The organism is Massilia sp. BHUDP2, assembly GCF_046236355.1.
Lineage (GTDB): Bacteria > Pseudomonadota > Gammaproteobacteria > Burkholderiales > Burkholderiaceae_D > Telluria > Telluria varians.
Map to the genome: position 1 here is coordinate 1,041,866 of NZ_JBJUVW010000003.1, position 20,835 is coordinate 1,062,700.

Sequence of the window (20,835 nt, forward strand, 5' to 3'; positions counted from 1 at the left end):
TAGACTCCAATGGAACTCAATAAACGTACCGTCCTGTGGATCGTGTTCGCCATTTCCCTGATTGTTCTCTGGAACAACTGGATGGTGGCCAACGGTAAACAGTCGCTGTTCTCGCCGGCGCCGCCGACCGCCCAGGTGGCGCAGCAGCAAACCAAGCCGAGCGACGTGCCGGCCGCCCCGCAGCCGGGCGCCACTGCCGTGCCGGGCGGGCCGGGAGCCAGCCCGGCCGGCGTCCCGGGCGCCGCACCTAGCGCGCCGTCGACCCAGCGCATCACCATCACCACCGACGTGGTGAAGGCCGACATCGACACCCTCGGCGGCGTCATCAAGCGCCTCGAGCTGCTGAAGTTCGCCGACGAAATCGACAAGACCAAGAACAAGGTGCTGTTCAACGTGGGCGGCAACAGCGTCTACCTGGGCCAGACCGGCCTGGTCGGCTCGACCCCGGCCGGCGTGATGCCGAACCACGCGACCCCGTTCGTGGCCCGTCCGCTCACGCGCGGCGCCGACGGCACCGTGCAGCTGGTGATGGACGCGGAGCAGGGCGGCGTGCGCCTGACCAAGACCTTCACCTTCCGCAAGGGCGACTACGTCATCGGCATCCGCCATGACGTCACCAACCTGACCGCCGCGCCGGTGCAGCCGTCGCTGTACCTGCAGCTGCAGCACGACGGCAACAAGCCGGCGACCGATTCCTGGTTCATGCCGAGCTACACCGGCCCGACCCTGTATACCCAGGAAGACAAGTACCAGAAGCTGACCTTCGAGGACATCGAGAAGGGCAAGGCCGATCACGCCACCAAGGCCAACAACGGCTGGGTCGCGATCTCGCAGCACTTCTTCGTCTCGGCCTTCATCCCGGCCGACAAGGCGCAGCGCGAGATCTTCACCAAGAAGATCGCGACCAACCTGTACGCCATCGGCACCATCCAGCCGCTGGGCACCGTGGCGCCGGGCGCGACCGTGTCGAACGACACCCGCCTGTACTCGGGCCCGCAGGACGAGCAGACCCTGGAAACCATCGCCCCTGGCCTGGAACTGGTCAAGGACTACGGCATGCTGACCATCATCGCCAAGCCGATCTTCTGGGTGATGACCCACCTGCACTCGCTGCTGGGTAACTGGGGCTGGACCATCGTCGCGCTGACCGTGCTGATCAAGCTGGCCTTCTTCCCGCTGTCGGCGGCCGGCTACCGCAGCATGGCCAAGATGCGCGTGGTGACGCCGAAGATGCAGGCGATCCGCGAGCGCTACAAGAACGACCCGCAGAAGATGCAGCAGGCCACCATGGAGCTGTACAAGACCGAGAAGATCAACCCGCTGGGCGGCTGCCTGCCGATCCTGGTGCAGATGCCGGTCTTCTTCGCCCTGTACTGGGTGCTGCAGGCATCGGTCGAGATGCGCGGCGCGCCGTGGATCCTGTGGATCGACGACCTGACCCGCCCGGACCCGTACTTCATCCTGCCGATCATCTACGCGGTGTCGATGTACATCACCACCAAGCTGAACCCGCAGCCGACCGACCCGGTGCAGGCCAAGATGATGCTGTTCATGCCGCTGGCATTCTCGGTGGTGTTCTTCTTCTTCCCGTCGGGACTGGTGCTGTACTGGGTGGTCAACAACATCCTGTCGATCGCGCAGCAGTGGGTCATCACCAAGAAGTTCGAGACCGGCGCGGCGAAGTAAGCGGCCTGGTTTCAGTGGAAAGCCCGCGCTTGCGCGGGCTTTTTCTTTTCCGTATCCCTTACAATCCCCTCCATGAAACTCGACACCTCCCCCATCGCCGCCATCGCCACCGCCCCCGGCCGCGGCGGCATCGGCGTCGTGCGCGCCTCCGGCAAGTCGCTGCAGGCCCTGATCGACGTCCTGTTCCCCGGCGTGAAGCTCAATCCGCGCCACGCCACCTACATTCCGTTCAAGGCCGCCAACGGCGACGTGATCGACGAGGGCCTGGCCCTGTACTTCAAGGGCCCGCATTCCTATACCGGCGAAGACGTGCTCGAACTGCAGGGCCACGGCGGCCCGGTGGTGCTGCAGATGCTGCTGGCCCGCGTGCTCGAAGCCGGCGCCGGACACGGCCTGCGCCTGGCCGAGCCGGGCGAGTTCACCCGCCGCGCCTTCCTGAACGACAAGCTCGACCTCGCCCAGGCCGAGGCGGTGGCCGACCTGATCGACGCCTCCACCGAAGCCGCGGCGAAGTCGGCCTCGCAGTCGCTGTCCGGCGCTTTTTCCCAGGTGGTGCACCAGCTGGTCGACCAGACCATCGATCTGCGCATGCTGGTCGAGGCGACCCTGGACTTCCCGGAAGAAGAAATCGACTTCCTCGAAAAATCGAACGCGCGCGGCCAGCTGGCCGGCATCGTCGAGGCGCTGGAAAACGTGTTCCGCCAGGCGGCGCAGGGCGCATTGCTGCGCGAAGGCCTGAACGTGGTGCTGGTGGGCCAGCCGAACGTCGGCAAGTCCTCGCTGCTGAACGCCCTGGCCGGCGCCGACGTCGCGATCGTCACCCCGATCGCCGGCACCACGCGCGACAAGGTCACCGAGACCATCCAGATCGAAGGCATCCCGCTCAACATCATCGACACCGCCGGCATCCGCACCCTCGATGACATCGACGTCGTGGAACGCATCGGCATCGAGCGCACCTGGGGCGAGGTCGGCAAGGCCGACGTGATCCTGCACCTGCTGGACGCCAACCTGGGACCGAGCGCGGAAGACGAAAAGATCGTGGCCGCTTTCCCGGCCGGGGTGCCGGTGGTGCGCATCTGGAACAAGATCGACCTGTCCGGCCACAAGCCTTCGATGGACGTGTCGCCCGACGCCACCCACCTCTACCTGTCGGCGCACGAGAAGCTGGGGATCGACCTGCTGCGCGCCGAACTGCTGCGCATCGCCGGCTGGCAGCAGACCGGCGAGTCGCTGTACCTGGCGCGCGAACGCCACCTGATCGCGCTGCGCGCCGCCCGCGAGCACCTCGAACTGGCGCGCCAGCACGCGCTGCAGGACGACCAGTCGCTCGACCTGTTCGCCGAGGAGCTGCGCCTGGCGCAGGACCAGCTCTCGAGCATCACCGGGCAGTTCACGCCGGACGATTTGCTGGGGGTGATCTTCAGCCGCTTCTGTATCGGAAAATAGGTTGTCGCCAGTAGTTGGCAATCGTTGCCAAATCTTTGACGTGCAGGCCTTTTGCATCAATGAGTTAGTGGCCAGCGTTGCCTAATGTTGCCCATTGACACACACGACTCTTAAGTACACACTTCAGTACACAAACCCATGTGTACTCAAAAGTGTGTACTTAAATGCCAAAAGCAGCCATCCCCCTAAACGACAAGCGCATCAAGGCGCTCAAGCCAAAAGCGAAGCGATACCTCATCGCCGACGGTGGTGGCTTGGTGCTGGAAGTCATGACATCGGGTTCGATGGTCTGGCGATACCGTTATTCACTTAACCGCAAGCAGCAGCCTATGGTCACCATTGGCGACTATCCCGCGATCAGCCTACAAGATGCTCGAATCCGAGCACGTCGCTATGCCGAGATTGTGGCCGGCGGCGTGTCGCCCGTCGCCGATGCTAAGAAAGACCGGGGTGCTACCAAAACTCTCGATTCAGTGCGCGCCTTTGCCGATTTTTGGTACGAGTCTGAGATAGCCCCTAAATCGCTGTCGTATCGCACCGTTACAAGGCGCGCCTTGGACAAGGATATCTACCCAGCTATCGGAAATAAGGCCCTAACGGAGGTGAATGCCGGTGACGTGCTCGCCATCTGTGACAAGGTAAAAGGACGCGGTGCCTCGCAAATGGCCCTATTTACGCGCAATGTGGTCAAGCGCATGTACGAGTACGCGATTTCGCGTCAGGCCGCGACAATCAATCCTGGCCAGCAATTGGTCGCTCGTTACATTGCCACGCCCCAGAGTCGCACGCGCGTTCTATCGCCCGATGAAGTCGGTACGGTCTTACGCACGGTATACACCTCAAACATGAGCCGCGCCTACAAGTTGGCACTTCACCTCCTTGTGATCACGATGGTGCGTAAGTCCGAGCTAATCGAGTCTGAGTGGTCGGAGTTCGATCTGGACGAAGGCATATGGCGCATCCCGGCTGAGCGGATGAAAAAAGACCGCGAGCATTGGGTATTCCTGTCAGGGCAGGCGGTGTCCATGTTACGCGAACTGCGCACGCTTTCGCACAGCGAGCGTTTTGTGTTCCCCATGCGGCGCGGCCACGAAGACAGACCTATCGCAAAGTCGACGCTGAATCAGGCCGTGCGTGCGATGGACTCCGACGTACAACACTTCGTCATCCATGACTTCCGCCGCACCGCGTCAACGCACCTGCACGAGATGGGTCATTCGTCCGATGCCATCGAGAAAGCACTTGCACACTCGATAAAGGGCATCAAGGGCGTGTACAACCGGGCTGAGTACGCCGACGAGCGCCGCAAGATTTCACAGCTATGGGCCGATTTCGTTGACGCGCAAATTGCCGAGGACAGAAAGGTCGTGATCGGCAAGTTTGCCCGCGCCGCATGAAGATTTCACGACATCTTGACGAGTCAGGCAGATGGGAATTGATGCGCGAACCTCGTGCCAGGGACGACTCCGGCGTGGTGAAGCGCATGGGTTATGACCGCAAGATGACGGGGCACCGGACTCCGCTCGCTGTCGATGGGTGTGGCCTCGAATTCAGGTTCAGTAAATAGGGTACTACTTTGGGTAAATTGTTTGGCTTAAAACAATGGGTGACGGTAGCTGCGGCTGCACGGCAGATTTCACTTGTATGCGACGAGGAGGCAACCGAAGCTGACGTGTTGCAGTTGGCTCTGGACGGTCACCTCAAATTATCGGTCGACTTCGTCAATCATGCCAAAGCTCGAATGGGAAAAATTGTCCCCGAGGATGAAGCTCCAACGTACATGGGATCTCTATCTCAGCAAGAAATCATCAGCGGTATCGATCTCAGCGATGGAACGGTACTCGTATTGGATGATCAGACTGTGACGATTGAAGGAATCTGGGATTTGTTCATGAAGGGTTCTGAACGCCTGGATGTTGAGCATGCATACCACCGCCTAACCGATGGGCCAGCTGTTGAGCTTCAATGCCTTAACGGTGCTTTCGTGACGCGACCGGACGGGTCGATTTGTCAGCTTCAAGATCATTTCGAGGACAAAGGGAGCGATGGAAGTTTGAACAGGAGATTCTACTACCCTGCATCTGGCCTCCCACCAGATAGTGTGTTCGTTGTTCGTACGAAGGCGTTGATCGAGTTTGAGCAGGCAATCAACGGTGTGCCGTCAAACATCGAAAAGCCGTTATCGGCAACGGAACGAAATACGCTTTTGGTCATGATCGCGGCTCTCTGCAAAAAATCTAATATTGCTCATCAAGATCGAACCTCGGCAAGCGAAGTGGCGCGACTCATCGATGACATTGGCAGCAGTGTCAGCGACGAGACCATCCGCAAGGCACTAAAGCAAATCCCTGATGCCTTGGCACGACGAGGAAAATAAACCTATTTCGCCGAATTCGACTTCTAGAAAATCGAATTCGGTCACTCGCAGCGCCATCAAACCTACTCTTGCATCAATCCGCTGAATCATGGCGGCAACATGCAAAGTTAGGCAACCATGGCAAACATCGCAGCCCCAGCAGCACCTCCCAGTAAGACTCTTCCAGCGGACGGCATGTCCCGCTGGCGTCAGATTGCCCCATTCTCGCCCGTCAGCCGCGAGAAATTCCGCCAACTGGTAATCGCGGGTAAAGCGCCGCCAGCAATTCGCCTTTCTGAGCGTTGCACTTGCTATTCCAACCGCGAACTTCACAAATTTTTTGCCGACCCCCTGAATTATGTGGCGGAGGTCAAATAGGTGGCGGCAATAACTTCAAAAAATAGCATGCCGTCCGTCAAGGGCGCGCCATCCTCATCTCGCGTGGCAAGCGTTCAACTGTACCAGAGGAAACCTGTAACCAATTCGCTGACCATTTCCCGTGAATTCATGGCGTTAAGGGTCTAGGGAGAAATGACAAACACCCAATTCCTGCGAATCAAGAAGCTAACCGGAAAGGCCATCATTGAGGTGGCCGCCCGACACAATCACCGCGAAATTTTGGCCGAACTCGGTCAGGCGTCAGGCGGACGCATCAATCCAACACAAACGAAATTTAATCTCATATTGCATGGTCACAGCACGGCAGCAGCCGTGGCTGCCGACGCCAAGGCGCTGATGGATGCGGCTGGAATCAAGTTGCTTCGCAAGGACGCTGTACTGGGGCTAGAAATTATTTTCAGCCTGCCATCGAAGTCGACTATCGACCAAGGACGGTTCTTCAATGATTCAGTCCAGTGGGCGAGTCAATATTTTGCAGTGCCAATTCTCAGTGCCATTGTTCACAATGACGAAGCAGTCCCACATTGCCATGTCCTGTTGCTGCCACTGGTTAATGGCCGAATGGTTGGCAGTGACCTGATGGGGGGGCGCAGCAAGCTCCTCGCCATGCAAGCTGACTTCCATGCGAAGGTAGGTCAGGGTTACGGACTGGCCCGTCAAGCGGTGACGCAAAAGCCCGCTAGTGCCGCGATAAGGAAGCAGGCGTTAGAGTCCGCATTGGAGGTACTGAAAGCGAATAGCGGACTCTCGGACGCTATTTTGGTGGCGTTGCTTGCGCCTCATACTATCGACCCAGCGCCGCTCTTAGCGGCGTTGGGCATTGCGATGCCGACTTCGAAAGCCATCAAAAGCAACTTTGTAAAGATGATGACGAAGCCGTGCAAGCCAGAAAAGCCTATAGGGTTCAGAAAATCGAAACCTATAGGGTTTGATGGCCGCGCAGCTTTCGAAAGTGAGCAAACCCTATCCTGTGTAGGGTTCGACAAAGTTGCAGCACCGTTTTCACTTTCAAACGAGCCGACCGGCGTTAGCAACGGGCCGCAATAGTGAGCAAAGCGAGCAAGATGAGATGGGCAACGACGAGCCAACCGGGCGAAGGGTTCAGTTTGCCCTTGACAGAAAACTGTGTCTCCGCTACTAGCTCGACTGGGTGGAGGAGAAACCGCGAAAGTTTGCCGGAATTTTCTTACCCTACACGCGCGCGTACGCGCGCGAAGGAAGTCTGTCAACAGGTTCTTTATGATGACGAGCCTTAGCCCTGTCCCAGCACTGCGGTGGGAAGTTGCCAGCGAGGGCATACGCCGGGTAAAGTTTGGCTTTTCGAAACAAAGGTCAACAGCATGAGTGCGGAAGATCCAAAAGCGATCGAATCGTTTGCTGATGAGCTGGACAACTGGCTACGCCATCGATTCCACTACCGGGCTCGGCTTACTCATTGTGGTATGAGCGGAACCGTCGATGCGCGACGGGCTAAAGTTGGCCTCTATCTCCGGCTGATAACGCGCTCTGTCGAAGGCTACCCGTGGCCGGCGAACACGTTGGTCATTGCAAGAATCGAGTTCAGAGAGCGGCACAAAGGACACGGCCGAGCATTGCTCCAATTTCTTCTTACACAGGCAGAACGATTCCGTTACGACAAAATCGCCGTCGAATGCGCAAGCGACGATATCGGGATTCAGTCGTTCTGCGCCAAGTTCTTCTTCGATCAGCCAACCTCGCAGCGTCGTAATTCGAATTGGATCGCGTCTGTCGAGCATGTTTCTCTCGTGCTGGCCGGCAAAACATCGCCTTAATTGGAAAACTTATGAGAATTCTTTGTGTTAGTAAGTTCAACCGTACGGTTAAGGCGACGCACTGGCTTTGGGATGGCCAGCGTTGAGTACCCTTCTCACATCGTCTGCAAAGTCACCGCCTCGTGACCGGGTAATTTCACTTGGAAACGGCTTGCCAGTCGTGCCGGAAAGGTTGTTGCTCGCACACGCGCGTGGACAAGTTCTTTTTATCGCTGGAGCAGGTGTGTCTATGCCTGCGGGTTTGCCAGATTTCCGTAAGCTAGTGGTAGATGTCTATGCGCGGCTCGACAAAGGTATACACGCCGTAGTAACAAGCAGCAAGGATGACGAAGCTGGGGACCTTAGTGGCCTGACTAGCCAGCAGATCGCTGAAGTTAGAAGGTTCAAACGAAGGGACTACGACGTCGTGCTAGGTATGCTCGAACGCAGGATTGATGACAAACCCAGCGCTACTAGTCGTGTCAGGGCAACGGTGGCTGAAGTTCTTCGTGCCGCAGGCAAGAAGCCAGCGCCCATCCACAAAGCGCTCATGCGGCTAGCCGATCGCGGCGGCGCTTCGACTATCGTCACCACAAACTTTGATCTCTTGCTTCAGGACAGTGCGAATAGCAAGACGAAACTGCAAACGTACTCGCTTGGCGGAATCCCACGCCCAGGACGAAGTGGCGAATTCTCTGGTTTTTTGCATATCCATGGTGCCTTGGACCGCAATCCCAATAGAACGTCCGATCTCGTCATTACTGATCGGGACTTCGGCGAGTTCTATATGCGTAGGCGCACCGTGCCAGACTTCATCTACGATGCAGCCAGGCTGTTTCATATAGTGCTCGTTGGCTATAGCGCTGACGATCCTCCCATGCGCTACCTCTTGAATGCCATTGCAGCCGACGGAGTACGCTTTGACGATCTCAAGGAGCGCTTCACATTTGTCGGCGTCGCGACGCCGGACCCGGTCCTTGTCGAGGACTGGAAGGGCCGCGGCATTACGCCGATTGCATATGACAGCAAGGATCATCACCAGTCGCTTCTAGATCTGCTGGAGCGCTGGGCTACCCTCTCCGCTATCAACGGCAAGCCTCGAAAAGTTGATGCCGAAATTAAGCGAATCGTTAGTTCGCCAAGGAGTGTTGCGGATGAGTCCGATCGAGACCTGTTCGACCACTTGGTTCGCCGTGGAAACACTAGCGAACGCATAAGACTCTCTAGTTTAGCCTCTAAAGCTGGAGCAGATACCGGGTGGCTGGACGCCATCGCGGAAATTGCTTTGGAGCGAGAGAGCGAGGCGTCAGTATGAAACTCTACTGGCCCTCGCTCAACGATAAGGATTCGGATGCGGTCCGAACGCTGATAGCATTTCTACACGGGCGACTCTCTGAGCGGCACATTCTCGACTGGGCACTTAGAATCAAACCGCATGAAACTATCAAACGCACCGCTGTACTGCAATCTCTAGAACTTTTGGAAGCTAAGCAGCTCAAGGATCCTTGGCGCTCTGCGTGGCGCTTGATTGAGGAAAGTTGGGACCGGGCGCAGCCACAGTCACCGGGAACCGTTGCCTACCACGTCCAGCCGCGCATTGTTGCCGGTGAACGTTCGGGCTCCCTGATCTCCGCTATCACCGCCACAGTGCAGCCGTGGCTCAAGGTCAGCGCCCGATCTGAATCGTCTACTACAGTTATACCCGAACGCCCGCGCCGGGTTGAGGACCTCCTCCTGGCATCACTCAATAGCCATGAGCTGGCCAATTTGGACATCTATCGGCTCGACAGCATCAAGGAGGTCGAATTTCTGGTAGCGCTTGGTATCTCTCTCGAAGGAGCGGTGAACTACGGCATCGCTCTAGGGCACAGGCTGGGGTGGCAGGGGGACCACAAGTTCTGGCGACTGGGAGGGCTGTACTACGTTGGCTATCGGGTACAAAATGAAGCCGGACGCGACCGGGACGTGGACAAGTTCCATGAGGGGATCGCGCCGTCAGTCAAACTTCTTGATGCCGTCGTGAAGAGGATAGGAACACTCGATCCGGGAAGGGCTCAAGCGTTTGTATCCCGCTGGAGACAGATGTCAACTCCTATTCACTTGCGGCTTTGGGCTTCGCTTTCGCAGACCCCCGAACTCACGTCGGCGGCCGAGTTGTCCGATACCCTACCCGTACTAGAGAATCGTCCGTTCTGGGACATTCACACATTCCCGGAGATCGCCGAGTTACGCGCGCTTCGCTTTAATGATGTTTCAAAGGATGCACGCAAGCGGATATTGATTCGTATTAGGAGGGGTCCGCCCCGTACATTTTGGCCAGCGGATTCGGATCGTGCCCTCGTCAAGCGCGCGCAGCAATACTGGTCGGCGCGCGAGCTGCGTCGCATAGAGGTAGCTGGGGGGATGCTTCCATCATCAGCCTCTAGTTGGCTGGCAGCCCATCTACATAACTTCCCAGACCTGAATAACATGGATTCAGTCCAATTCGGATTTTTGTCTTCGGGGATCTCTGGATGGGTCGAAGTGGAGCCGGACGATCATTTCAGCGACCTGACTGGCGAAGCGCGGTTGCGCGCTCTAGAGGCGGCGCTATCCTCTGTTAGCCGCAGTTGGAACGACGATCCCGCCGAGCGCGCATCAGATTGGATTCGGCGTAATGAAAATGCTAGCTTGATTCTGTCTGATTTTGAAGCTGCTCCTGGTGGTGGCGCCGAATTCCCTAACACTTGGGATCATTTCGGCTGGTCACACAAGGCGCTGAATGGGGAGAAAAAGGCTACTCTGAAACACCGGCATACTGGAGATCGCGTTCTGACTCTGTTAGAGCTACTGCCGACTGCTACGATCGAGGCAGCTATCGAAGGGATTACGTACTGGATCTCGTCGTGGGAACACATCGTTCCGAAATCGCCAAAACTTGTAGCCGTGTGGGCCAAGCTCTGGCCTATTGCGGTAGCGGCCACGAACAAGACGACTGGCGAGACTGACACAATTGATCTAAACGAGCTTGTTGTAGACGGCGACGGCTCCGAACCTTCGGATCTGGACACGCTCAACACGCCGGCGGGCAGGTTAGTTGGTGTTTTCCTCGCGTTGTGTCCCGACGTTCGAGGTGGTAGGAATCCATTCAAGAAAAGTGATTTTCTGCGCGTCATGCGTGACTCGATCATTGCGGCAGACGGCAAGGCAGGCTTAATCGGGCGGCATCGAATGATTGAAGCGCTTCCATACTTCCTAAAAGCCGATGAGGAATGGTCCAAGCATAACCTGGTGGCGCCACTAATCGCAGACGACGCGCAATCCTTAGCCCTTTGGCGCGCCATCGCGCGTCGCACGCAGTTTACTAATGTGCTGAAGGTGATCGGCCATCAGTTCGCGGACAGGGCGGCCGATCGCCGACTGGGGCGCGAGACACGAAGCTCCCTACTGTCAAGCCTCGTGCTTGAATCCCTGCACGCACTCCGCGAAGGAAGGGGTCCGGTGATTGGAAACGCGAAAGTCCAGCAAACGTTGCGAGCTGTGGATGACGAAGTGCGAGCTAATGCTGCACAAACGGTACAACGCTTCCTAAGCTCGATGGCTAGTAATACGAAAATTCAACCCCGGCAGTCCGCCGACGAAATATTTCACCTTGCCGTCGCGCCTTTCCTCAAGAACATCTGGCCGCAGGAGCATTCACTGTCCACGCGCGGCGTCAGCGCAGCATTCGCAGACTTGCCCGTAGCTGCAGGTGAGGCATTCACCGAGGCGGTTAACGCCGTTGAGCACTTCTTGGTGCCGTTTGATTGCTGGTCAATGTACGATTTTGGGCTGGGGGGCGATGTTGACGGAGTTCCTCGACTGGCATCGATTAGTACGCCAGAGATGGCAGCGGCGCTCCTGCGGCTACTGGACTTGAGCATTGGCACGGCTGAAGGCTCGGTAGTCCCTATGGATTTGGCTGAGGCACTCAATCAGATTCGTTCAGTGACCGGGAAACTCGTGCAAAACCCGGCATTCCGGCGATTGGAGACCGTTGCGCGTCGGCGATAGGTCAAATCCATGTAGGCTGTATTAGTTCCTTGGCTTCTACCTATAGACGAAGTACGGGTTGTTGGATTAGGCGAAACGTGTCTGTTTCAGGTCGATTCAGGCGATCGTGACACACCGTGAATTTTCCTCGGCGGCAACCTGATATGCTGTCGGCGACGGTCGGGTTCGACCAGAGCCAGTCGCTGAAAAAAATTCGCCGTTTGCCGCCACTCTTCAACCAGATGATAGTCTCTCGGGGACATTCATTTGGGTCGGAATATTTAATGATGCTAACAAAAAGAGAAAGCTATGTTCAATTTTCTTGTGACCTCCCAACCTGATGGCTGGGACAAGAATTACTATGAGTGGGAAAAGGGGAGAATTCTCGAATATACTGAAGAGAAGATCTCTAATAAGCTAGAAAAGCTTTCCGAGAAAGAGTTAAAGTTAATGGCTGCGTTACCATGTCTCTTTGCATGCGAAGCGTGGAATCGAATAGCTATGAGAGTCGGTCGCATCACAAAATTGGTGCGTCGGCAGAGCACAGTATTGATTGAATTCGAGTTTGAATCAAATATCCCTGAAATTTCTTACGATTCCATCGAGCCACATTTTCCATACTTTGACATTCGAAAATGGGAAATGAATCGTACTCACTGGGCTGTAAAGGAGGGGGACCTTCTAGACATGCTCCGAGCTAGAGGTCTACTACCTCAAAATTCGACTGCCCCGTTGCTGCCTGCTGGGGATACAGGTCTGCCGTCTGAACAGGCCGAAGTCGTTGAAATCCGCTCGTTGCAGGAGTACATTGACAGAGTTCTGTCTAGCACAGTTTCGAAGGAGGAGGATGTTTATTACCGAGGCCATTCTAGTAGGACTGGATACAAGCTGGAGCCGTCGCTATTTAGAAAAGATAAAGATGGGAATTTGCTTTTTCTAACAAACGAACATTTGCTTTACCGCGAGCTTTTGGTTTCGAATGCGAGCGATTTTGCTAGCGACTCGTCAACCCTAGATCGCCTTGTTCGAATGCAGCATTATTCTCTTCCTACTCGGCTTCTCGATATTACATCGAATCCTCTCATCGCTTTATACTTTGCCTGCAATGCCAAAGACAAACATAACGTCGTTGGAGAAGTAATCCGCTTTGTAGTGCGACGTGATGCAGTTAAGTATTTTGACTCAGACACCGTCAGTTGCTTAGCTAATCTTGCCCGTTTGACTGATGCGGAAGTAATTACTTATCCTAATACGCCAAATAGCCTTGCTGACGCTGAAGCTGGCCTTGATTTATTCAATAACCAAGCTAGTATCAAGCGTCTCCACCACTTTATCTGCGAAGAAAAACCTCACTTCGAAAGGCGAATTCGGCCTGATGACATACGAAGAGTGCTTTGTGTTAAGGGTAAGCGAAATAACGACCGTATTTCGTCTCAGTCAGGAGCTTTCCTGTTATTTGGTGATAACGCAAAACTGAATGAAGAGGGGGATGATACCTTTAAGATTTCTCGTTATGCGGTGGCTGACAAAAAGCGGCTGATTAAAGAGCTGGATGCTATGAATATTAACGACAGCACGGTGTTCCCTTACATCGAAAATTCTGCCAAGTACGTAGCGGAGAAGTTCAAGTTTGTTGCGCCACAGATCAAATCGACTTAATAGGTCGGTAGTTGCATCCGGCGGCTTTGGATTGTGAGCAGCCCACTGAACAACAGCAACCGACCCTAAGCAGACGGTTCAATAATGAAAGACCAGACACCTTAAATTGATATTGCTCTGAAAATTTTCTCACGGCAGCATTCGCTGATTTGAACTCTACTTACTCGCATCTTTCATGAATCTACAAACACTGCTGCCACTCCTCGTTCCGAAGGCGATCGCCTGGGCACAGGAGCAGTCCCATCTCATACTGCGGAGCGGTGTTTCGTTGAATGAGAAGGGAACGGCGCTTGCGACGCACGTGGGCGTTGCGAAGCCTGGGCTTGTCCGAATCCAGTATGTCGCGGAGTTGCCGATGCCAGAAGACCCATTGCTGCGCGAAGTCGCTGGTGCTACCGGCCTGATTGGCCCGAACATGGCGGGCATTACCCTTGGCTATGGCATTTTCATCGTGGAGAGACATGCTGATGTGCGGCTCATTTCCCATGAACTGCGCCACGTACAACAGTATGAGAGCTTTGGGGGTATTGAAGCATTCATGCCTGTGTACTTGGCCCAGATTGCTTCTGTAGGGTATCACAATGCCCCACTTGAACAGGACGCACGTGCCCACGAAGTGCATGCGATTTAAATTGACAATCGCCGTGGGCGCACTGCCAACGGGCATTCGCTTACTCGTAGATTCGATCTCAGCTGTTAAGGTGCTGTCGGACCGCCTGCGCAAACGCTTAAGTGAACTGCAATCTGGCCTGGGCGCGCTCCGTCACGATATCGTTCAAGACTGCGATATGCTCAGGCTTCAATGCTGGCGGCCTGCCGCCAGCGTTGCTTGACGGCTCAATACCGTCGAGTGAATCTCTCATTGCCATGGCATGCTCCTCCACATCAAGATAGCATGCCACACGTGCTTTATTGATTTTGTCTACACCCGCTAAGAGCGAAAAAGCTTTTTGTCGCAATCTTCAACAATTTCTTTTACGATCTTCCACATAGTATGCAGAGCATTTGCCATAGGAATACTTTGAAGAAAGTCGATGTCGGCGAATGAAACGTTTGCATTCACTTTTATATTAGGTTCAGCCTGTAGCTTCACTGTTCCTCCATATCGGAGCAGTTCCAAGCCCTCTGCAAAGGGAGCCCAGCCAGGATTATCCCCCAATATGACGCCGGAGTTGAAGACGCCGCCCGTAATCGTTACGTTCCCTACAACTGCCCCAACAGCTATCAACTGTCTATGCTTATCGATGAGGTTAAGCTGATTAATCGCCCAAAGGAACTTGTTGCCTTCAGGGTATGCCGCATACCCTAATAGCATATTTCGAGCCGTTTCCGAAAGTTTCGCCACTTTCTTCGTTGTGTCTTTTGATTCAAAAACCTCTTTGCTATTGGCGAAGGGAAAGTAAAATTCTTTCAATTCAACTTGCCCTTCCTTAGCTGCAATTGCACAAACTAACTGGTCTAAAGCTGAACGGAGCGAAAAAAGAATCTCTCCTGCTAGCACATCAAATTCTTCCGGCAGTTCGTTTTTGAAGCGCGCCCGGACTACTGTCTCCTGCCTTTCCTCTTCCACCTCATAGGAAATTTGGTATCTATGAGTTTCTGAAAACGCCCGGATTTTGCTGTCAAGTTGCTCGATGGAGCCACCTGCCCGATTCAACTTCAATACGGGACCTCGCAGTCTGTGATCCATAATCTCCTCCTGTGTTGGTATTTAGTTAACATATCAGATCGCTCCACACCTGTGTAACTCAAAAGCCTCCTATCCGGGCCAGTAGTGGCGTTACAATAGGTCTGCAACCGGTCCGAAGTGGTCATTGAGATCATCAGCAAATATTAGGTGTCCATGATTCACCGACCCACCCAAATTCTACCTCAGTTACCCCGGCTGATTGGTCTAGCTGAAAAACTTGAAGATTCAAGCATAGCAGCGGCTGGGCCTTTATCAGATTAGCTCCTGCGAAGGAAATATATCTTGCATTTCCCGTATAGTTTAAAAGTTCCATGGCATGACCAGAAACATGCGAAGCTTGGCGATCTCACTATTGGTTTGACGGGTCAGCATGATCCGGAGATGGGTACATACCGTGGAGTATTAAGCGTGCTGCGCGGCAACCACTGTATCATCCTTGCCGACATCGTTTTCGTACCGTTAGACCAGTTCCCACCCAGTGCTTATGATGGCTCGGTAGCGGAGGTCCTAGACTGCGGTAACGTTGTCATGCACGCTGAGCTAGCCAGTGACTACGCCTTTCTTAGCATGGTGACGGGAGGTAGTCCATATAAAGAGGCACTAGAGCGATTTGGCCCGGCCGCAGCGCTTGATCTGTTCAATTCAATACACGAATGGGGGGTATTGCAGGCGCGGCATTCGAACCCGAGTTGGTATCGGAATGAACTGCACGCCTGCATTGACGATCCTTTGTTCGAAGATCAGGTTCTGAATCATGAGTACTTGGAGGGTTATATCAATTCCGCTGGCCATACGTTTGGCTCTGCGATATTCGACTCGCAACTTGAGGCGGAGCGGCTTGTCTCGGAGCTTGAAGAAATCCCAGTTGGGAACGATGACGCGGCACAACAGCAAGATGCTGCAGCGTTTGAAGCGTGGTGTAAAAAAACAATCGCCTTCATGCTCGGGGACGGATTCGATCCCGTGCAGCTTCATCCAAACGGCCAAGCATTTCAGCGACGCGATGTTGTGGCCACGAACTTGTTTAGGAGTTCATTTGGTACCAGGATACAAAATGGTTTCGGAGTCCAACACTTAGTCTTCGAAATCAAAAACAAGCGAAAAATAGAAAAGCAAGATATCGTGCAGGTTTCAGGTTACCTGCACGATTCATACGGTCGGCTTGGGTTTGTCATCTATCGATCCGATGCCCTCGTCCTCGATCAAATAGGAGCATGGCGGTTTCGTTCGATTGCGCTCATTCACCGGAAGCACATTGTCGAACTGACGACGGGGAAGATCACCGAGATGCTACGCACATTTTCGATGCATTGGAATCCTGAGCTGTTCGATCACGGTCTACGCGAGCTGCTCAATAAATACGAGTGCGACTACATCAATGAGCCGATGCCATCGGCACAGTCTCGCGCCTGAAGCTGTTTTCGTAAGTTCGGCGTCATCGTCTGCAACTAAGCGAGGCAGCTCGCGTAGGTCCGCTTCGGGAGCGATCGCGGACGTACACGGCCGTAGCCCGGCAGCTAAGATGGCGGCCGTGTTCTAGACGGACTGATGCCATGGCCCAAGCACTTCTTTCCGAAGACCTTAGTCGCTTATAGTAGCTCATCTCCTGGCCTAACCCAGATCGTCGAAAGGTGGACGGCCACGTATTAATGGTCGCGCGGCTTTAACCGGATCTTGTTCTGCTCAAGATTGGGATACCCATCACAATTTGTTTTTAGTATACAGGTTAGTACACAAAAACCCTGGATCATGGCGTAAGCCCTGTGGTTGAGCCATCGCTGCCTATTCAGTCACTTCTGTATCGGAAGTAAGAGGACGCCGCGTATCGTCACTGCACTCCGGATTGCCGCATGCTAGGCTTCGCCTGACAGACAGGACAGGAGGGCAGGATTGATGACAAACACTGACGGCAGCAAGCGGCGACGGTTCGTGCGGGGAGGGCTGCTGTTTGCCGCCTGCGCCCTGCTGTCTTCCTGCGCCAGCCTGACCGGCCCGCGCACGGTCGACATCCCCCTGCACAAGCTGCAGGCCGGCCTGGAGCGCCGCTTCCCGCTCAGCCATCCCCTGATGGGCCTGTTCGACGTCCGCCTGCAGCGCCCGCAGCTGGCGATCCAGCCGGAATCCGACCGGGTCGCGCTGGCGCTGGAAGCCTCGGTATCGCCGCCGTTCGCGCGCGACACCTGGAGCGGCAGCCTGGCCTTCTCGGGCCGGCTCTACGTCGACCCAGGCCGCCCCGCCGTGATGATGGCCGAACCGCGCGTCGACCGCGTGACGATCGGCGCCAACCCCGAGGCCGAGCGCCAGATCGCGCGCATCGCCAGCACCCTCATCGATACCGTCGTGCGCGACACGCCGGTCTACACCTTCGACCCGCAGGACCTGCGCTATGCCGGCGTCCAGTTCACTCCGACCCGGATCGAAACCACACGTTCTGGTCTGCTGGTAACGCTGGAACCCGCGAATCAGCGCTAAGCGCACGCCAAGTCGCATTTCCGCCACGCATATGATTATGTGCGTACAAAAAATTAGCAATACGCTATTATTTTTGCGCGCAGGAGCGCAAGTCCTTGGAGGTGTGTTGTGCGCAAGCCTAATCGGCATGTGAGGATTGCAGAGCCAGTCCATTCGGCGCACACTGGGACGGATGGAATGGCACTGAACTGCCGTGGCGCGACCTCGCCGCGGTCCGCGCTTGAGGTTTCTCATGGGCACGATGTTCTGCTGAAGTAATCTTGGTTGGACTTCAGTCTGTCGTGTAGGGGGTGGATCTTGGAAACGACACAGGAAAGCTTTTCGGACAATGGGCTGGCCGCCGAGCCGGCCCTGGCCGCGGTCGCCGTAGCTACCCCAGGGATACCCGCGCGAGCGAGCCTGCCTGCGAAAGGCTCATGCTGGTATTGCGAGAAACCGCTCGACAGCGTGCGCCGTTTCTGCGGCAAGAGCTGCGCTGCTTCCTTTGACGAGGAAGCGGAATTCACACGCTAGGCGCTCCCGGCCGACGCCCTCACAGGGCATCCAGCACCGAGAGCGCCCGTTCGTAATCGAAGGCCGCCACCGCCGATTCCAGTTGCGCCATGCGCGCCGCGCCCAGGCGCGCGCGCAGTCCGGTGCGCTTCTCCGCCATGAAATCCTGGGCGCCGCTGTCGCCGAGATCGAGCAGGCCGCGCAGGTTTGCCAGGTCGGCTTCCGCCAGCGCCGCCTCGCCTGATGCCGGGATGCCGGCGGCCGGCGCGAGCAGCAGCGCCACTTCCGCGATCACCCGCGCCAGTTCCGCGTCCAGCTGGTCGAGCAGCAGCGCATCGGCCGGCGCGCCGGCACGCAGCACCTGTTCGACCTCCAGCGCCAGCGCACGCAGGCCGCGCGCCTCGACCATCGCGGCCGCGCCTTTCAGCGTGTGGGCGATGCGGTGCGCCAGCATGGCGTCGCCGCCGGCCAGCGCGGCGCGCAGGCGCAGGGCGGTGTCGGCGTAGTCGGAATGGAAGCGGGTGAGGACGCGCAGGTACATGGCCTCGTCGCCCATCATCCGATCGAGGCCGGCGGCGCAGTCGAGCGCCGCCATGGACACCTGTGCGGGCGCCGGTGGCGAGCCCGGTCCGGCCGGGGAGGAGGACAGGCTCACCGGGTAGTAAACGACCAGTCGCGGCTCACCGGGCTGCCGTTCACCGTGCCGGAGAAGCTGACGTCGTAGGTGGTGGCCGCCGCCAGTCGCGCCAGCGGAATGATCGCGATGGCGGTGCGCTGCGCGGCGGTGCTCGATGAGTTCACGACCAGCACCTCCAGGTTGGCGCCGCCGCGCGGGCGCACCGTGAAGGTCTGCATCGTCAGCGGGGCGTCGATGTTCGCGTGCACGCTGATCGGGTAGCCCACCTCGTTGCGGTCCGGGACTGGATCCGGTTCTTCGGTGTTGCTCATGAAGTTCGGCACCACGCCGGTCTGGCCGTTGAACGGCCAGGTGACGATGGCGTTGGCGGCGATGCCGGGACCGAAGCCGCCGCGGCTCGCGAAGTCGGCGGTGAAGTAGCTGTAGCCACTGGAGGAGGTGGCGGCGCCGGTGCCGATCTCGCGGAACTTCGGTTCGAACATCACGAAGCGGTGGTAGATCGCGGTGACCAGCTCTTCGGCCATGAAGAAACCGGTGCCGTTGGTGACGCCGGAGATCACTTCGCCATAGGCGTAGCCGTTGGCCGGAATGGTGTAGCCTGCCGCGTTCAGGCGGTCCTTCAGGGTGGCGCCGGTGAAGCCCGGGTTGCCCGCGGCCTGGTCGTGGCTCATCACGCGGTTGGTGCGCAGGTACTCGGAGTGGCCCAGCGCCGCATTGTTGATCAACACGTTCTCGGTCACGACTGGCACGCCCAGCTGGGTGCGGCGGTAGTTGATCCAGTTGCGGCCATCGACGGCGATGCTGCCGGTCGCGCTGGGCGCCGCGGTATCCGGCACGATGTTGGCCGGAGGTGTCACGCCGACCGGGGTCGCCACGGTGTCCGTGCCGCCGCCTCCGCCGCCGCACGCGACCAGGGTCGAAGCGGCCACCAGTCCGGCGATGAGGGAACGCCAGCGAGGCACGTAGCTCATGTTGCAACTCCTGTCAATACTGGGGAACGACATCACATTCTAGAGCAAAAGAGAGGCAGACGACGCCCGTGGCGTTGCGCGACGTCCAGCTTATTTCACTCCCCTGTAGAATATGCTATCGATCTCATTGCCGAGTCATCAATTGTCGACCAAGCCCACCAGCCGGCAGCGCCTCGCGCGCGCCAAGTTCGCCCTGCCCAGTTTCGTGACCCTGCTGTCGATCGCCTGCGGCTTCGGCAGCATCGTGATCTCGGTGGACAATGCGCACATCGGCTCCCCCGCCGACTATCGCCTGGCGGCGATCCTGCTGGTGCTGGCCGGCGTGTTCGACGCCCTCGACGGTTTCGTCGCCCGTCTCACCAAGACCCAGTCCAGCTTCGGCGTGCAGCTCGATTCGATCGCCGACGTGATGAACTTCGGCTGCGCCCCGGGGCTCCTGCTGTATTGCTACGGGTTTGCCCAGATGGGCGCCGCGCACCCGACCCTGGTGCGCATGGGCGGCCTGGCCTGCTTCGTGTTCGTCACCTGCGGCGCGCTGCGCCTGGCGCGCTTCAACGTCATGGTCGGCCGTACCGACCCGCGCTATTTCGTCGGCATGCCGATCACCGCCGGCGCGGCCTGCGTGGCCTCGGTGGTGGTGGCCTGGCCCGATCCCGCCACCACCATGGCGCAGTGCTTCGCCATCATCGCGCTGATGATCGCGGTCGGCACGCTGATGGTGTCGACCATCCGCTTCCCCAGCTCGAAGCACCCGCGCGGCAAGGTGATGCTGGCGCTGCTGGCGGTGTGCGCCGTGCTGCTGGCGGTCCTGCAGACGCGCTTCTTCGTGCTGTTCTTCCTGCTGTACGTGTCCGCGACCCTGCTGCTGAACATCGCCTGGCGCATGGGGTGGCGCGGCATTGCGCCGCCTCTGGTTTACGAAAACTGATCAGGCGAATTTATCGAGCATCGCCGCCAGGTGGGCGGCGCGTGCCTGCGCTTCGTCGAGGTCGGCCGCATTGCCGGCCTGGGTCTGGATCGACCCCGCCAGCAGCTGCACGAAGGAGCGGTCGAGCGCCTTGCGCGCCGCCGCCATCTGCTGGGCCACGGCGTCGACGTCCGACGGCTCCGCGGCCAGCGCAATCAGCTTCTGCACCCCGCGCAGCTGGCCTTCGATGCGCGCCAGCCGGTTCAGCAGGTCCTTCTTCTGCTGCGCGGTGAGGGCGCTGCCCTCGACGATCTTCAGCGGGCTCTCGGCCATC

Annotated in this window: 17 protein-coding genes; 12 read left to right on the plus strand and 5 right to left on the minus strand. The window is 57.3% G+C overall.

Annotation, left to right across the window (positions count from 1 at the left end; translation table 11 throughout):
- Positions 1–9: 9 nt before the first annotated feature.
- The 5 genes from yidC (at position 10) to ACK6C6_RS21475 (ending at position 6,937) form a co-directional block, all read left to right on the plus strand.
- Complete coding sequence (gene yidC, locus ACK6C6_RS21455; RefSeq protein ID WP_409269164.1) at positions 10–1,686, plus strand: membrane protein insertase YidC; 1,677 nt, start codon at positions 10–12, stop codon at positions 1,684–1,686.
- A 72-nt stretch (positions 1,687–1,758) separates the two neighbouring features.
- Positions 1,759–3,135: a tRNA uridine-5-carboxymethylaminomethyl(34) synthesis GTPase MnmE gene (gene mnmE, locus ACK6C6_RS21460; protein WP_409269166.1), complete on the plus strand. Its 1,377-nt coding sequence runs from the start codon at positions 1,759–1,761 to the stop codon at positions 3,133–3,135.
- Between the two features lie 164 nt (positions 3,136–3,299).
- On the plus strand, positions 3,300–4,532 hold the full coding sequence (locus ACK6C6_RS21465; RefSeq protein WP_409269167.1) for a tyrosine-type recombinase/integrase: 1,233 nt from the start codon (positions 3,300–3,302) through the stop codon (positions 4,530–4,532).
- Between the two features lie 179 nt (positions 4,533–4,711).
- Positions 4,712–5,512, plus strand: a complete 801-nt coding sequence (locus tag ACK6C6_RS21470) for a hypothetical protein (RefSeq protein ID WP_409269168.1) — start codon at positions 4,712–4,714, stop codon at positions 5,510–5,512.
- Between the two features lie 510 nt (positions 5,513–6,022).
- Complete coding sequence (locus tag ACK6C6_RS21475; RefSeq protein ID WP_409269169.1) at positions 6,023–6,937, plus strand: plasmid recombination protein; 915 nt, start codon at positions 6,023–6,025, stop codon at positions 6,935–6,937.
- Positions 6,938–7,287: 350 nt separating this feature from the next.
- Here the strand turns inward: ACK6C6_RS21475 and ACK6C6_RS21480 are convergent, their stop codons facing one another.
- Entirely contained in the window at positions 7,288–7,647 is a 360-nt protein-coding gene (locus tag ACK6C6_RS21480; protein WP_409269170.1) for a hypothetical protein, read from the minus strand.
- A gap of 196 nt (positions 7,648–7,843) precedes the next feature.
- Between ACK6C6_RS21480 and ACK6C6_RS21485 the strand changes: the two genes are divergently transcribed.
- From ACK6C6_RS21485 to ACK6C6_RS21500, 4 genes are all read left to right on the plus strand, one after another.
- Positions 7,844–8,977, plus strand: a complete 1,134-nt coding sequence (locus ACK6C6_RS21485; protein ID WP_409269210.1) for an SIR2 family protein — start codon at positions 7,844–7,846, stop codon at positions 8,975–8,977.
- Complete coding sequence (locus tag ACK6C6_RS21490; RefSeq protein ID WP_409269171.1) at positions 8,974–11,694, plus strand: hypothetical protein; 2,721 nt, start codon at positions 8,974–8,976, stop codon at positions 11,692–11,694. The genes ACK6C6_RS21485 and ACK6C6_RS21490 overlap by 4 nt, the downstream gene beginning before the upstream one ends.
- A 288-nt stretch (positions 11,695–11,982) precedes the next feature.
- On the plus strand, positions 11,983–13,332 hold the full coding sequence (locus ACK6C6_RS21495) for an FRG domain-containing protein (RefSeq protein WP_409269172.1): 1,350 nt from the start codon (positions 11,983–11,985) through the stop codon (positions 13,330–13,332).
- 175 nt (positions 13,333–13,507) lie between these two features.
- A complete protein-coding gene (locus ACK6C6_RS21500) occupies positions 13,508–13,963 on the plus strand; it encodes a hypothetical protein (RefSeq protein ID WP_409269174.1) in 456 nt (151 codons plus the stop codon).
- A gap of 300 nt (positions 13,964–14,263) precedes the next feature.
- Here ACK6C6_RS21500 and ACK6C6_RS21505 read toward each other — a convergent pair whose 3' ends face one another.
- Positions 14,264–15,022 carry a hypothetical protein gene (locus tag ACK6C6_RS21505; protein ID WP_409269175.1) on the minus strand — a complete coding sequence of 253 codons (759 nt, stop codon included), beginning with the start codon at positions 15,020–15,022 and terminating at the stop codon, positions 14,264–14,266.
- Positions 15,023–15,304: 282 nt separating this feature from the next.
- Here ACK6C6_RS21505 and ACK6C6_RS21510 point away from each other — a divergent pair, with 282 nt between their 5' ends.
- Both ACK6C6_RS21510 and ACK6C6_RS21515 read left to right on the plus strand, forming a co-directional pair.
- Entirely contained in the window at positions 15,305–16,435 is a 1,131-nt protein-coding gene (locus ACK6C6_RS21510) for a hypothetical protein (protein ID WP_409269176.1), read from the plus strand.
- A gap of 480 nt (positions 16,436–16,915) precedes the next feature.
- Positions 16,916–17,494 (plus strand): DUF1439 domain-containing protein, encoded by a 579-nt coding sequence (locus ACK6C6_RS21515; protein WP_409269178.1) that lies wholly within the window; start codon positions 16,916–16,918, stop codon positions 17,492–17,494.
- A 532-nt stretch (positions 17,495–18,026) separates the two neighbouring features.
- Here the strand turns inward: ACK6C6_RS21515 and ACK6C6_RS21520 are convergent.
- Together ACK6C6_RS21520 and ACK6C6_RS21525 are read right to left on the minus strand one after the other, a co-directional pair.
- On the minus strand, positions 18,027–18,641 hold the full coding sequence (locus ACK6C6_RS21520) for an Hpt domain-containing protein (protein WP_409269179.1): 615 nt from the start codon (positions 18,639–18,641) through the stop codon (positions 18,027–18,029).
- Entirely contained in the window at positions 18,638–19,594 is a 957-nt protein-coding gene (locus tag ACK6C6_RS21525) for a CAP domain-containing protein (protein ID WP_409269180.1), read from the minus strand. Before ACK6C6_RS21525 ends, ACK6C6_RS21520 begins: the two co-directional genes overlap by 4 nt.
- A 142-nt stretch (positions 19,595–19,736) precedes the next feature.
- Between ACK6C6_RS21525 and pssA the strand changes: the two genes are divergently transcribed.
- Positions 19,737–20,522 carry a CDP-diacylglycerol--serine O-phosphatidyltransferase gene (gene pssA / locus ACK6C6_RS21530; protein WP_409269181.1) on the plus strand — a complete coding sequence of 262 codons (786 nt, stop codon included), beginning with the start codon at positions 19,737–19,739 and terminating at the stop codon, positions 20,520–20,522.
- On the opposite strand, the gene ACK6C6_RS21535 is transcribed toward pssA, so the two are convergent.
- Positions 20,523–20,834 carry a metal-sensitive transcriptional regulator gene (locus ACK6C6_RS21535; RefSeq protein WP_027867059.1) on the minus strand — a complete coding sequence of 104 codons (312 nt, stop codon included), beginning with the start codon at positions 20,832–20,834 and terminating at the stop codon, positions 20,523–20,525.
- Between the last annotated feature and the right edge of the window lies 1 nt (position 20,835).

Excerpts from the sequence above, each read along its gene's own strand:
- ACK6C6_RS21535 (WP_027867059.1), bottom strand. The coding sequence starts at position 20,834 with ATGGCCGAGAGCCCGCTGAAGATCGTCGAGGGCAGCGCCCTCACCGCG.
- ACK6C6_RS21505 (WP_409269175.1), bottom strand. The coding sequence starts at position 15,022 with ATGGATCACAGACTGCGAGGTCCCGTATTGAAGTTGAATCGGGCAGGT.
- ACK6C6_RS21525 (WP_409269180.1), bottom strand. The coding sequence starts at position 19,594 with ATGAGCTACGTGCCTCGCTGGCGTTCCCTCATCGCCGGACTGGTGGCC.
- ACK6C6_RS21500 (WP_409269174.1), top strand. The coding sequence starts at position 13,508 with ATGAATCTACAAACACTGCTGCCACTCCTCGTTCCGAAGGCGATCGCC.
- ACK6C6_RS21495 (WP_409269172.1), top strand. The coding sequence starts at position 11,983 with ATGTTCAATTTTCTTGTGACCTCCCAACCTGATGGCTGGGACAAGAAT.
- yidC (WP_409269164.1), top strand. The coding sequence starts at position 10 with ATGGAACTCAATAAACGTACCGTCCTGTGGATCGTGTTCGCCATTTCC.
- ACK6C6_RS21515 (WP_409269178.1), top strand. The coding sequence starts at position 16,916 with ATGACAAACACTGACGGCAGCAAGCGGCGACGGTTCGTGCGGGGAGGG.
- mnmE (WP_409269166.1), top strand. The coding sequence starts at position 1,759 with ATGAAACTCGACACCTCCCCCATCGCCGCCATCGCCACCGCCCCCGGC.
- ACK6C6_RS21475 (WP_409269169.1), top strand. The coding sequence starts at position 6,023 with ATGACAAACACCCAATTCCTGCGAATCAAGAAGCTAACCGGAAAGGCC.
- ACK6C6_RS21480 (WP_409269170.1), bottom strand. The coding sequence starts at position 7,647 with ATGCTCGACAGACGCGATCCAATTCGAATTACGACGCTGCGAGGTTGG.
- ACK6C6_RS21465 (WP_409269167.1), top strand. The coding sequence starts at position 3,300 with ATGCCAAAAGCAGCCATCCCCCTAAACGACAAGCGCATCAAGGCGCTC.
- ACK6C6_RS21490 (WP_409269171.1), top strand. The coding sequence starts at position 8,974 with ATGAAACTCTACTGGCCCTCGCTCAACGATAAGGATTCGGATGCGGTC.